At 72.1% G+C, this 12,145-nt stretch carries 15 protein-coding genes; 6 read left to right on the top strand and 9 right to left on the bottom strand.

Annotated elements, in window-relative coordinates:
• Positions 1–7: 7 nt before the first annotated feature.
• Complete coding sequence (hisI, locus tag ACIF9R_RS04615) at positions 8–433, bottom strand: phosphoribosyl-AMP cyclohydrolase (protein ID WP_399974275.1); 426 nt, start codon at positions 431–433, stop codon at positions 8–10.
• 130 nt (positions 434–563) lie between these two features.
• Here hisI and ACIF9R_RS04610 point away from each other — a divergent pair, with 130 nt between their 5' ends.
• Together ACIF9R_RS04610 and ACIF9R_RS04605 are read left to right on the top strand one after the other, a co-directional pair.
• Positions 564–1,199, top strand: a complete 636-nt coding sequence (locus tag ACIF9R_RS04610; RefSeq protein ID WP_399974272.1) for a TIGR03085 family metal-binding protein — start codon at positions 564–566, stop codon at positions 1,197–1,199.
• Positions 1,200–1,220: 21 nt separating this feature from the next.
• Positions 1,221–1,619, top strand: a complete 399-nt coding sequence (locus tag ACIF9R_RS04605) for a VOC family protein (protein ID WP_399974270.1) — start codon at positions 1,221–1,223, stop codon at positions 1,617–1,619.
• 24 nt (positions 1,620–1,643) lie between these two features.
• Here ACIF9R_RS04605 and hisF read toward each other — a convergent pair whose 3' ends face one another.
• From hisF to hisD, 8 genes are read right to left on the bottom strand one after another with little or no spacing between them, the layout of a single operon-like run.
• Positions 1,644–2,399 carry an imidazole glycerol phosphate synthase subunit HisF gene (hisF, locus tag ACIF9R_RS04600; RefSeq protein WP_399974267.1) on the bottom strand — a complete coding sequence of 252 codons (756 nt, stop codon included), beginning with the start codon at positions 2,397–2,399 and terminating at the stop codon, positions 1,644–1,646.
• On the bottom strand, positions 2,396–2,800 hold the full coding sequence (locus ACIF9R_RS04595; protein WP_399974264.1) for a Rid family hydrolase: 405 nt from the start codon (positions 2,798–2,800) through the stop codon (positions 2,396–2,398). The genes hisF and ACIF9R_RS04595 overlap by 4 nt, the downstream gene beginning before the upstream one ends.
• 16 nt (positions 2,801–2,816) lie before the next feature.
• On the bottom strand, positions 2,817–3,539 hold the full coding sequence (gene priA, locus ACIF9R_RS04590; protein ID WP_399974261.1) for a bifunctional 1-(5-phosphoribosyl)-5-((5-phosphoribosylamino)methylideneamino)imidazole-4-carboxamide isomerase/phosphoribosylanthranilate isomerase PriA: 723 nt from the start codon (positions 3,537–3,539) through the stop codon (positions 2,817–2,819).
• A gap of 4 nt (positions 3,540–3,543) precedes the next feature.
• Entirely contained in the window at positions 3,544–4,185 is a 642-nt protein-coding gene (gene hisH, locus ACIF9R_RS04585; RefSeq protein ID WP_399974258.1) for an imidazole glycerol phosphate synthase subunit HisH, read from the bottom strand.
• Between the two features lie 5 nt (positions 4,186–4,190).
• Positions 4,191–4,349 (bottom strand): hypothetical protein, encoded by a 159-nt coding sequence (locus ACIF9R_RS04580; protein ID WP_399974255.1) that lies wholly within the window; start codon positions 4,347–4,349, stop codon positions 4,191–4,193.
• A gap of 3 nt (positions 4,350–4,352) precedes the next feature.
• Positions 4,353–4,946, bottom strand: a complete 594-nt coding sequence (hisB, locus tag ACIF9R_RS04575) for an imidazoleglycerol-phosphate dehydratase HisB (RefSeq protein ID WP_399974252.1) — start codon at positions 4,944–4,946, stop codon at positions 4,353–4,355.
• On the bottom strand, positions 4,943–6,082 hold the full coding sequence (locus ACIF9R_RS04570) for a histidinol-phosphate transaminase (RefSeq protein WP_399974249.1): 1,140 nt from the start codon (positions 6,080–6,082) through the stop codon (positions 4,943–4,945). Before ACIF9R_RS04570 ends, hisB begins: the two co-directional genes overlap by 4 nt.
• A complete protein-coding gene (gene hisD, locus ACIF9R_RS04565; RefSeq protein ID WP_399974246.1) occupies positions 6,079–7,428 on the bottom strand; it encodes a histidinol dehydrogenase in 1,350 nt (449 codons plus the stop codon). The genes ACIF9R_RS04570 and hisD overlap by 4 nt, the downstream gene beginning before the upstream one ends.
• A 193-nt stretch (positions 7,429–7,621) precedes the next feature.
• Here hisD and ACIF9R_RS04560 point away from each other — a divergent pair, with 193 nt between their 5' ends.
• From ACIF9R_RS04560 to ybaK, 4 genes are all read left to right on the top strand, one after another.
• The gene (locus ACIF9R_RS04560; RefSeq protein ID WP_399974243.1) at positions 7,622–9,199 is read left to right on the top strand and encodes an oxidoreductase; all 1,578 of its coding nucleotides are present in this window, start codon (positions 7,622–7,624) and stop codon (positions 9,197–9,199) included.
• Between the two features lie 188 nt (positions 9,200–9,387).
• Positions 9,388–10,464 carry a hypothetical protein gene (locus tag ACIF9R_RS04555; RefSeq protein ID WP_399974240.1) on the top strand — a complete coding sequence of 359 codons (1,077 nt, stop codon included), beginning with the start codon at positions 9,388–9,390 and terminating at the stop codon, positions 10,462–10,464.
• A gap of 11 nt (positions 10,465–10,475) precedes the next feature.
• A complete protein-coding gene (locus ACIF9R_RS04550) occupies positions 10,476–11,216 on the top strand; it encodes an LON peptidase substrate-binding domain-containing protein (RefSeq protein ID WP_399974237.1) in 741 nt (246 codons plus the stop codon).
• A 28-nt stretch (positions 11,217–11,244) separates the two neighbouring features.
• Positions 11,245–11,775, top strand: coding sequence for a Cys-tRNA(Pro) deacylase (gene ybaK, locus ACIF9R_RS04545; protein ID WP_399974235.1), 531 nt, complete (start codon positions 11,245–11,247; stop codon positions 11,773–11,775).
• The last annotated feature ends 370 nt before the right edge of the window (positions 11,776–12,145 follow it).

Here is a 12,145-nt window from a genome sequence, read left to right as displayed (position 1 = left end):
GCAGACCCTACTGATCCGTGGCGGCGGCGTCGGCCATCAGCACGTCGGCGTCGAAGCAGGTGCGGGCGCCGGTGTGGCAGGCCGCGCCGACCTGGTCGACCTTGACCAGCACGGTGTCGGCGTCACAGTCCAGGGCGACCGACCTGACCCGCTGGACGTGGCCGGAGGTGTCGCCCTTGACCCAGTACTCCCCGCGGCTGCGCGACCAGTAGGTGCAGCGGCCGGTGGTCAGCGTGCGGTGCAGCGCCTCGTCGTCCATCCAGCCCAGCATCAGCACCTCACCGGTGTCGTACTGCTGGGCGATGGCCGGCAGGAGGCCGTCGGGGCTGCGCTTGAGCCGCGCGGCGATCTCCGGGTCGAGGCGGCTGGACGGAGCACTGTGGCGCGCTCCGTGAGGGGTGGTGGCCGGGCGACGGGCGGGCGTGCTGGTCATGCGGACCATTGTGCCGCGTGGAGCCGGGGCGGCCGCGGACTCGTCCACTGATTGGGAACGGGGGCGCTCGCGTCTCGTCGGGCCGGGTGACGGGTGGGCGGACGTCACGCCCGGCCGTAGGCTGGCTTGCATGTCGACCCATGCGAAGCGTGAACGACTCCTTCTGGCCGATCTGCTGGAGACGATGGGCCCCGAGGCCCCCACCCTGTGCGAGGGCTGGACGACCCGGGATCTCGCCGCCCATGTGATCGTGCGTGAGCGCCGCCCCGACGCGGCCGGCGGCATGCTGGTGAAGCAGCTCGCCCCGCGCCTGGAGCGGGTGACGGCGGAATTCACCGCCAAGCCGTACGAGGAGCTGATCCAGCTCATCCGGACCGGTCCCCCGCGCTTTTCCCCTTTCTCGCTCAAGCAGATCGACGAGCTGTCGAACATCGTCGAGTTCTACGTCCACACCGAGGACGTCCGCCGGGCCCAGCCCGAGTGGACGCCGCGCGAGCTGGACCCGGTGTTCCAGGACGCCCTGTGGTCGCGCCTCGAGCGGTCCGCGCGGCTGATGGGCCGCGGGGTCCCGGTGGGGCTGGTCCTGCGCCGTCCGGACGGCCGGACGGCGGTGGCCCATCGCGGCGTGCCCGTGGTCACGGTGACCGGGGAGCCGTCCGAGCTGGTGCTGTTCGCCTACGGACGGCAGAGCGCGGCCAAGGTGGAGCTGGCGGGCGACGAGAACGCGATCGCGAAGCTGCGGGAGACCAAGCAGCTCGGCATCTGACCCGCACGGAAGGCGCAGCTCATGATCAAAGTGGCCATGACCAGCGTATACGTCGACGACGTGGCGAAAGCGCACGCCTTCTACACCGATGTCCTCGGCTTCGAGACGCGTACCCACCTGGACATGGGCGACGGTGCGCTGTTCGTCACCGTGGGCGCGCGCGAGGGCGCTCAGCGGGATCTGGAGCTTCTGCTGGAGCCGGGGCAGGGATCCATCGCCGAGCCGTACCGCCGGGCGGTGCGGGAGGCGGGGCTGCCGGCGATCGTGTTCTCCGTGGACAACCTCCGTGCGGAGTACCAACGGCTGCGCGGGGAGGGCGTCCACTTCGTCCACGACCCGCGGGAACAGGGCCCGGTGATCTCCGCGGTCCTGGACGACACGGTCGGCAACCTCATCCAGCTGGCGCAGCCGACCGCCTGACCTCACCGCGTCGGCCGCCTGACCTCACCGGACCGGGTGGCCGGCCTCCCGCAGCGTGTCCTTGACCTGGCCGATGCGCAGATCGCCGAAGTGGAAGACCGAGGCGGCCAGCACGGCGTCCGCACCCGCCGCGACGGCGGGCGGGAAGTCGCCGAGCTTTCCGGCACCGCCGGAGGCGATCACCGGGACGGTGACGTGCTTGCGGACGGCGGCGATCATCTCCAGGTCGTAGCCGTCCTTGGTGCCGTCGGCGTCCATGGAGTTCAGCAGGATCTCACCAGCGCCCAGTTCGGCGGCGCGGTGCGCCCATTCCACGGCGTCGATGCCGGTGCCGCGCCGGCCGCCGTGCGTCGTGACCTCGAAGGAGCCGGCCGGCGTGCGGCGGGCGTCGACCGACAGGACCAGGACCTGGCGGCCGAAGCGTTCGGCGATCTCGCGGATGAGCTCGGGGCGGGCGATGGCGGCGGTGTTGACGCCGACCTTGTCGGCGCCCGCGCGGAGCAGCTTGTCCACGTCCTCGGTGGTGCGGACGCCGCCGCCCACCGTGAGCGGGATGAACACCTGCTCGGCGGTCCGGCGCACCACGTCGTAGGTGGTCTCGCGGTCGCCGGACGAGGCGGTGATGTCCAGGAACGTCAACTCGTCCGCGCCCTCGGCGTCGTACACCTTGGCCATTTCGACGGGGTCGCCCGCGTCCCGCAGGTTCTGGAAGTTGACGCCCTTGACGACCCGGCCGTTGTCCACGTCCAGGCAGGGGATGACTCGGACCGCCAGGGTCATGAATCCACGGCTCCTCTGAATGCTTCGAGTTCCACTGAGACCAGTACGCGCGAGTCGATGAAGCCCTCGACCACCAGCAGCGTGGTGACCGGGCGCACCGCGTCGAAGAGTTCCTTGTGCGCGCGCCCGGCGGCGTCGATGTCACGCGCGTGGGCGAGATGAACCCGGGTGCGGATCACGGACTCGATACCGAGCCCGAACTCGCCGATCGCCTCCAGGGCGAGGGTGAAGGCCACCTTGGCCTGCTCGTAGGGGTCACCCTCCCCGTACAGCACGTCGCCCCGGAAGGCGGTCGTGCCCGCCACCAGGACGCGGTCGCCCGCCGCCACGGCGCGCGCAAAGCCGAGGGCTTCCTCCCAGGGGTTCCCGCTCTGCACGCGCCGGACGGCGTCGGAGGTCATCGCGCGGTGTCCTTGTTCACGACGTGGCCTCCAGGGCCTCTTCCAGGGTGAACGCCTTGGCGTACAGGGCCTTGCCGACGATGGCGCCCTCGACACCGAGCGGGACGAGCCCGGCGATGGCGCGCAGGTCGTCCAGGGAGGAGACACCGCCGGAGGCGACCACCGGGCGGTCGGTGGCGGCGCAGACGTTCTTCAGCAGTTCCAGGTTGGGGCCCTGGAGGGTGCCGTCCTTGGCGATGTCGGTGACGACGTAGCGGGCGCAGCCCTCCTTGTTGAGGCGGTCCAGCGTCTCGTAGAGGTCACCTCCGTCGCGGGTCCAGCCGCGGCCGCGCAGGGTGGTGCCGCGTACGTCGAGGCCGACGGCGATCTTGTCGCCGTGCTCGGCGATGACCTTGGCGACCCACTCGGGGGTCTCCAGGGCGGCGGTGCCGAGGTTGACGCGGGTGCAGCCGGTGGCGAGGGCGGCGGCGAGGGAGGCGTCGTCGCGAATGCCGCCGGACAGCTCCACCTTGATGTCCATCGCCCCCGCGACCTCGGCGATCAGCGCGCGGTTGTCGCCGGTGCCGAACGCAGCGTCCAGGTCGACCAGGTGCAGCCACTCGGCACCCGAGCGCTGCCAGGCGAGCGCGGCCTCCAGGGGGGAGCCGTACGACGTTTCCGTGCCGGACTCGCCGTGCACGAGGCGGACGGCCTGGCCGTCACGGACGTCGACCGCGGGGAGGAGTTCGAGCTTGGCCATGTCTCTACAGGGTTCCGATCCAGTTGGTGAGGAGTTGGGCACCGGCGTCGCCGGACTTCTCGGGGTGGAACTGGGTGGCCCACAGGGCGCCGTTCTCCACGGCCGCCACGAAGGGCTTGCCGTGGGTGGACCAGGTGACCAGCGGGGCGCGCATCACCGGGTTCGTGGTCTCCAGGGTCCAGTCGTGGACCGCGTAGGAGTGCACGAAGTAGAAGCGGGCGTCCGCGTCGAGCCCGGCGAACAGCTCGGAGCCGGCCGGGGCGTCCACGGTGTTCCAGCCCATGTGGGGCACGATCTCGGCCTGGAGGGGCTCGACCGAGCCGGGCCACTCGTCGAGGCCCTCGCTCTCCACGCCGTGCTCGATGCCGCGCGCGAACAGGATCTGCATGCCGACGCAGATGCCCATCACCGGACGGCCGCCGGACAGCCGGCGGTCGACGATCCAGTCGCCGCGCGCCTCCCTGAGGCCCTTCATGCAGGCGGCGAAGGCGCCGACGCCGGGGACCAGCAGCCCGTCGGCGTTCATGGCGGTGTCGAAGTCACGGGTGATCTCGACGTCGGCTCCCGCGCGGGCGAGGGCCCGCTCGGCGGAGCGGACGTTGCCGAAGCCGTAGTCGAAGACGACGACCTTCTTGCTGGCGTTCACGTGCCTCACACCTCCAGGTACAGAAGGCCCGTACCGATACACATCACGGCGCCGATCGAGAGCAGCACGATGAGGCTCGTGGGCATCTTCTGCTTGGCGAAGGAAACGATCCCGCCGATGAAGAACAGGCCGAGGACGATCAGGACGGTGGACAGACCGTTCATGCTCTACAGCGCGCCCTTCGTGGAAGGCAGGATTCCGGCCGCGCGGGGGTCGCGCTCGGACGCGTAGCGCAGGGCGCGGGCGAGGGCCTTGAACTGGCACTCCACGATGTGGTGCGCGTTGCGCCCATAGGGCACGTGCACGTGCAGGGCGACCTGCGCCTGGGCGACGAAGGACTCCAGGATGTGCCGGGTCATCGTGGTGTCGTACTCGCCGATCATCGGCGCCATCTTCTCGGGCTCGGTGTGCACGAGGTAGGGGCGGCCGGACAGGTCGACGGTGACCTGGGCGAGGGACTCGTCCAGCGGGACCGTGCAGTTGCCGAAGCGGTAGATGCCCACCTTGTCGCCGAGCGCCTGCTTGAAGGCGGCGCCGAGCGCGAGGGCGGTGTCCTCGATGGTGTGGTGGGAGTCGATGTGCAGGTCACCCTCGGTCTTCACGGTCAGGTCGAACAGACCGTGCCGGCCGAGCTGGTCGAGCATGTGGTCGTAGAAGCCGACCCCGGTGGAGATCTCGGTCTTCCCGGTGCCGTCGAGGTCGATCTCGACCAGGACGGAGGTTTCCTTGGTGGTGCGTTCCACGCGTCCGACGCGGCTCATGCGCTCTGCTCCTTCGGGGGTGTGGGGGTGTCCCCCACAAGGCTCTGCATCTCTCGTACGGCGTCGAGGAACGCGTCGTTCTCGGCCGGGGTTCCCGCGGTGACCCGCAGCCATCCCGGTACGCCGTTGTCCCGGACCAGGACGCCCCGGTCGAGGATCTTCCGCCACGCGGCGTGGGAGTCCTCGAACCTGCCGAACTGGACGAAGTTCGCGTCGGACTCGGTGACGTCGTAGCCGATCGCGCGCAGTTCGGCGACCAGCCGGTCGCGCTCGGCCTTCAGCTGCTCGACGTAACCCAGCAGCGTGTCGGTGTGTTCCAGGGCGGCCAGTGCGGTCGCCTGGGTGATCGCCGACAGGTGGTACGGCAGCCGCACCAGCTGGACGGCGTCGACGACCGCGGGGTGCGCGGCGAGGTAGCCGAGGCGCAGACCCGCCGCGCCGAACGCCTTGGACATGGTGCGGGAGATCACCAGGTTCGGGCGTCCGTCGAGCAGCGGGAGCAGCGAGCCGCCGTGGCTGAACTCGATGTACGCCTCGTCCACGACCACCATCGACGGCCCCGCCGACTGGGCGGCCTCGTACAGCGCGACGACGGTCTCGGCCGGGACCGCGTTGCCGGTGGGGTTGTTGGGGGTGGTGACGAAGACGACGTCGGGCCGGTGCTCGGCGACGGCCTTCCGGGCGGCGGCGAGGTCGATGGTGAAGTCCTCGCGCCGCGGCCCGGAGATCCAGCGGGTGCCGGTGCCGCGCGAGATGAGGCCGTGCATCGAGTACGACGGCTCGAAGCCGAGCGCGCTGCGGCCCGGTCCGCCGAAGGTCTGCAGCAGTTGCTGGATGACCTCGTTGGAGCCGTTGGCCGCCCACACGTTCTCGACGCCGACCGGGTAGCCGGCGGTCTTCGTCAGATAGGCGGCCAGCGCGGTGCGCAGTTCGACGGCGTCCCGGTCGGGGTAGCGGTTGAGGTGCCGGGCGGCCTCGCGAACCCGCTCGGTGATCCGCTCGACCAGCGGTTCGGGCAGCGGGTAGGGGTTCTCGTTGGTGTTCAGCCGTACGGGGACGTCCAGTTGGGGAGCGCCGTAGGGGGACTTGCCGCGCAGCTCGTCCCGTACGGGGAGATCGTCGATTCCGAAGCTCACTTGTTCTCAGGCACCTTCCACCCACGCGACATTTGTTCGTCTCCGACAAACCTCGCCTTGATCGCCGCGCCGTGCGCGGGCAGGTCCTCCGCCTCCGCCAGCGTCACCACATGGTGCGCGACCTCGGCCAGCGCGTCCTCGGTGTAGTCGACGATGTGGATGCCGCGCAGGAAGGACTGCACGGACAGGCCCGAGGAGTGGCAGGCGCAGCCGCCGGTGGGCAGGACGTGGTTGGAGCCGGCCGCGTAGTCGCCGAGGGAGACCGGGGACCAGGGGCCGACGAAGATCGCGCCCGCGTTGCGCACCCGGTCGGCGACCGCGGCGGCGTCCGCGGTCTGGATCTCCAGGTGCTCGGCGCCGTAGGCGTCGACGACCCGCAGGCCCTCGTCGAGGCCGTCGACCAGGACGATCGCGGACTGGCGGCCGGACAGGGCCGGGACGATCCGGTCGTCGATGTGCTTGCTGGCCTCGACCTGCGGCTTCAGTTCCTTCTCCACCGCGTCCGCGAGTTCCGCGGAGTCGGTGACCAGGACGGCGGCGGCCAGCGGGTCGTGCTCGGCCTGGCTGATCAGGTCGGAGGCCACGTGCGCCGGGTCGGCCGTCCGGTCGGCGAGGATCGCGATCTCGGTCGGTCCTGCCTCGGCGTCGATGCCGATACGGCCGGTGAAGTAGCGCTTGGCGGCGGCGACCCAGATGTTTCCCGGGCCCGTGACCATGTTCACCGGCGGGCAGGACTCGGTGCCGTACGCGAACATCGCGACGGCGGTGGCGCCGCCCGCCGCGTAGACCTCGTCGACGCCGAGCAGGGCGCAGGCGGCGAGGATCGTCGGGTGCGGCAGCCCGCCGAAGTCGGCCTGGGCCGGGGAGGCGAGCGCGAGGGACGGGACACCGGCCTCCTGGGCGGGCACCACGTTCATGATCACGGAGGACGGGTAGACGGCCCGGCCGCCCGGCGCGTACAGCCCGACGCGGTCCACCGGTACCCACTTCTCGGTGACGGTGCCACCGGGCACGACCTGGGTGGTGTGCGTGGAGCGGCGCTGCTCGCGGTGGACGAGCCGGGCGCGGCGGACGGACTCCTCCAGGGCCGCGCGGACGGCCGGGTCCAGCTCCTGGAGCGCGCGCGTGAGCGCGGCGGCCGGGACCCGGACCTGGTCGAGCCGGACGCCGTCGAACCGCTCGGCGAAGTCGATCAGCGCCGCGTCGCCCCGATGATGCACGTCCTCGCAGATGGGCCGCACCTTCTCCAGGGCGGCCGCGACGTCGAAGTCGGCTCGGGGCAGCAGGTCGCGCAGGGCGGAACCCTCGGGGAGGGCGTCGCCGCGCAGATCGATTCGTGAGATCACGTGCTCAATTCTCTCAGACCCGGCCGGTGGGCCGTCCCCGCGTTCCAGTGGCTGATACGGAACCCCCGCGGTAACGGTCCGCGCACAAATACAAGATTCTCTTCACTTTCCGTGTTCGACAGGTCGCCGCACCGGGCATCACCGGGTGTACGAAGGCATGAACCGACGGGTAGGTGAGGAGGGAGGGAGGTCCGTGACCCACGGGGTGGGACCGGGTGGCGCGGAGCCGCCGGAGGACCTGACCGCCACGGAGGCCGGGATGTGGCAGGCCTTCCGCAACGGCAGCGTGTACGACCTGAGCAGCGGTGACACGGTCGTCGACGATCCGCACGGAGGTCATCCGTGGGGACCGGAGCGGACGGTCCGGGCGCGCGTGATGTGCTGGCTGCTGCTGGACGGGCCGCCCGCGCTGGCCGGGCGGGTGTCGTCCCTGAAGCTCGTCGGGGTGCGGATCAGCGGCGTGCTGGATCTGGCCGGGGGCACGGTGGTGCCGTACTGGGAACTGCGCGGCTGCCGCTTCGAGCGGGACGTGCTGCTGCCGGAGACGCGCTTCACGACCGTACGGATGGTGGACTGCTCCGTACCGCGTCTGGAGGCGGCCCGGCTGCACACCGAGGGCGATCTGCATCTGCCGCGCTGCCGGTTCCTGGGCGGCATCCGGCTCACCGACGCGCGGATCGGTACGGACCTGCTGCTCAACCAGGCGATCGTGCACCGGGACCGCAGCGGCCGCTCGATCGCCGCCGACGGGATGACCGTCGGGCAGGACCTCCAGGCGGAGATGCTGGAGTCGCACGGCGAGCTGAGCCTGCGCAGCGCGACGATCGGCGTCTCGCTGAGCCTGCGCGGCGCACGGCTGGGCAACTCGCACACCCGGCTCGCGCTGAACGCGCCGCAGCTGACCGTGGAGCGCACGCTGTATCTGACCCCGGCGGGGGTGGGCGCCCAGGCGCGGAGCGGGATGACACCGGCGCGCGGGACGCGGATCCAGCGGTTCGAGTGCCGGGGCGGGGTGCGGCTGGACGACGGACGGTTCGGGGACGCGGTCGACTTCGAAGGGGCCCGGTTCCTCCTGACCGACGAGCAGGAGCTGTCGCTGCGCCGGGTACAGACGCCGGAGCTGCGGTTCCTCGGGGAGCGGCCGGCGCGCGGCAGGGTGGTGCTGTCCGGGGCGCGGGTGGTGAACCTGGTGGACCGGGCGGACAGCTGGCCGGGCCCCGGCCGGCTGCAGATGGGCGGTTTCCAGTACGAGAATCTGGTGCCGCGCGGGCCGTTCCCGCTGGCGCTGCGGCTGCGCTGGGTGGACGCGGCGAGCGCCGAGTACAACCCGGAGCCGTATGAGCGGCTGGCCGCCGTGCTGCGGGCGGGCGGGGAGGACGAGCACGCCCGGGAGGTGCTGCTCGCCCGGCAGCGCCGCCGCCGCGAGAGTCTGCCGATCGCGGCCAAGCTGTGGGGTTACGCGCAGGACTGGACGGTCGCGTACGGATACCGTCCGGGCCGGGCCGCGGTCTGGATGGCGGTGCTGTGGGCGGCCGGTTCGCTGGCTTTCGCGCGCGCGGACCACCCGCCGCTGAAGAGCGACGAGCATCCGGCCTGGAACCCGGCGCTGTTCGCGCTGGACCTGCTGCTGCCGGTGATCGACCTGGGGCAGGTGGGCTTCTGGCAGCTGCGCGGAGGCTGGCAGTGGCTGTCCGCGGCCTTCGTCCTGCTCGGCTGGATCCTGGCGACGACGGTGGCGGCGGGCGCGACCCGGACGCTACGGCGCACGTAGGCCCGTCCGGCGGACGCTCCCCGCCGGACGCCCCCGGTCCGCGGTGTGTGGTCCGTGGGACCGGTGGGAGGGGAGGGGCCCGCGCAACATGAGGGACCCTCTGCTTTTACCTGGCCTTGACCGAGGCGCGTACAACTTTCCATGACTTCCGTGCGGCCTCTGGCGTAGCTGTGACCTGCGGACTTTCAATGGTCGACACCATGGCTCTGCTGCACGGGTTCACCCGTACGTCCCGGAGGCGGGGAGGGGCGACGGACGCCGCGCCCCCCGTTTCCGTCGCGCTGCCCGGCGACGACGAGGTACTCCTCGACGCACCCGACGACGCGCTGGGCCCGGCACTGCTCGGCGCCGCGCGCGGCGACCACACGCCCGCCGCCGAACTGCTCGCCGCCACCCGGCGCACGGACGCCTGGGAGCACCGTGACCGGTACACGCGCCGGCTGGCCGCCTTCGCCCGCTCGCGCCCCGAGTGGCTGGACACCTGGCGCGCCCTCGCCCCGCACGACCCCGACGCGCTGCTGGTTGACGCCCAGCGCGCGGTGGACCGCGCCTGGGACTCACCGGCACGGGCCGAGTCGCTGCGCGAGGTGAGCCCGCTACTCACGGCCGCCGCCCGGGGGGACGACCGCGACCCGGTGCCCTGGCGGCTGGCCCTGGACCACGCCCGGGGCGCGCGGGCCGGCCACACCTGCTTCGAGGAACTGTGGGAGGCGGCCGTCCGGCGCGCACCGCACCACCACGGCTGCCATGTGGCGGCCCTGCGCTATCTGGCGTCCTCCTGGCACGGGGCGCACCGGGAGTGTCTCGACTTCGCGGACCGGGCCGCCCAGGACGCGCCGGAGGACTCGCTCACCCAGGCGCTGCCGCTGCGGGCGGCCTTCGGCTATCTGACCGACGACTACGGTCCCGAAGTGCCGCGGGAACGGCTCGAAGCGGCGGCCGACCGCGCCGCCGCGCTGTCCGCGCGGCTGCCCGCGGGCCAGTCCTGGCCGGCCGAACTGCGCAACCTGCTGACCTATGTCCTCATCCGCCTGGAACGCCGGCAGGACGCCCTTGAGCAGCTGCGTCTGACCGGCCCGTACGCCACGTCCTTCCCCTGGGACCGGGACGCCGAGGACCCGCTCGGGCGGTTCCTGGAAGTGCGCCGGGAGGTGTGCGCGTCGGTCGCGTCCGGGGCCCCCGCGGCCGGATCCGGTGCGTTCGTTCCGGCTTCCGGCCGTCCGAGGAGTGGGCGGCGCGGACGACTCCGCTCCGGCGACCATTAGGCTTTTGCGTCGTGACCACCGTCCGGCTCCCGCTCTTCCCCCTGAACACGGTGCTGTTCCCGGGGCTCGTGCTCCCGCTCAACGTCTTCGAGGAGCGCTACCGCGCCATGATGCGCGAGCTGCTGAAGACCCCGGAGGACGAGCCACGCCGGTTCGCCGTCGTGGCGATCCGCGACGGCCACGAGGTCGCGCCGAGCTCCCCCGGGCTGCCCGACCCGACGGCCGTACCCGAACGGGGCCCGGCAGCGGGCTTCGGCACCGAGCCGCTGCGCGCCTTCCACAAGGTGGGCTGTGTGGCCGACGCGGCGACGATCCGGGAGCGGCCCGACGGCTCCTTCGAGGTGCTGGCGACCGGGACGACCCGGGTGCGGCTGCTGTCGGTCGACGCCTCGGGGCCGTATCTGACGGCCGAACTGGAGCCATTGGAGGAGGAGCCCGGCGAGGAGTCGGGGGCGCTGGCGGAGGGCGTGCTCCGGGCGTTCCGCCAGTACCAGAAGCGGCTGGCGGGGGCGCGGGAACGGTCACTGGCGACCGGCGCGGACCTGCCGGACGAACCGGGTGTGGTCTCCTACCTGGTCGCCGCGGCGATGATGCTGGACACGCCGACGCGGCAGCGTCTGCTCCAGGCGCCGGACACCGCGTCCCGGCTCCGTGACGAGTTGAAACTCCTTCGCGCCGAGACCGCCATCATCCGTAATCTGCCGTCGTTGCCGGCGTCGGAGCTGACGCGCGGTCCGATGAGTCTCAACTGACGTACGACTGTCCGGAGTGGCGGCCAGCATGGCGAAGAAGTCCAGGAAGCAGCAGCCGGGTGGCACACCCGCGACGGTGGCGCTCACCACGGCCGGGGTGCCGTTCACGGTGCACTCCTACGACCACGACCCCTCCCACCCCTCGTACGGCGAGGAGGCGGCCGAGGCGATGGGCGTCTCGCCGGACCGGGTGTTCAAGACACTGGTGGCGGACGTCGACGGAGCGCTGACGGTCGCGGTGGTGCCGGTGGCCGGCCGGCTGGACCTGAAGGCCCTCGCGTCGGCGGCCGGCGGCAAGCGGGCGGCGATGGCCGACCCGGCGCTGGCGGAACGCACCACGGGGTACGTACGCGGCGGGATCTCGCCGCTGGGCCAGCGCAAGAGGCTGCCGACGGTCGTGGACGAGTCGGCCACGCTGCACGACACGATCTGCGTCTCGGCCGGCCGCCGGGGGCTGGAGGTCGAACTCGCCCCCAAGGACCTCACCGACCTCACGTCGGCGACGCTCGCCCCGATCGGACGCGTCCAGCCCCTCGACGGCGTCCGCGACTTCGGCTAATCACCAAGGGCATGTCGAAGAGAACCCGCAAGCGCAAGTGGCGCACCAGAAAACACCGCGCCAACCACGGCCACCGCCCAGCCTGACGGCGCCCCCGCCCGCCCCACCAGGCCCCACCGCAACATCCCCACCGCTCCCGCGGGCACTCGCGCCGCTGGGGCGATGGGGGTCCCCCCGCTCGAGCGAAGCCGAGAGTGGGGGAGGGTGGGCGCGACGGCACCCCGCCAACACCGGACAGCGCAACCTGCCCCCGCCCCTCCCGCGGGCAGTCGTGCCGCTGGGGCGATGGGGGTCCCCCCGCTCGAGCGAAGCCGAGAGTGGGGGAGGGTGGGCGCGACGGCACCCCGCCAACACCGGACAGCGCAACCTG

The organism is Streptomyces sp. NPDC086080, assembly GCF_044540255.1.
GTDB lineage: Bacteria > Actinomycetota > Actinomycetes > Streptomycetales > Streptomycetaceae > Streptomyces.
Note: the sequence above shows the minus strand (reverse complement) of the source record. Positions and strands in the feature narration are given on the sequence as shown.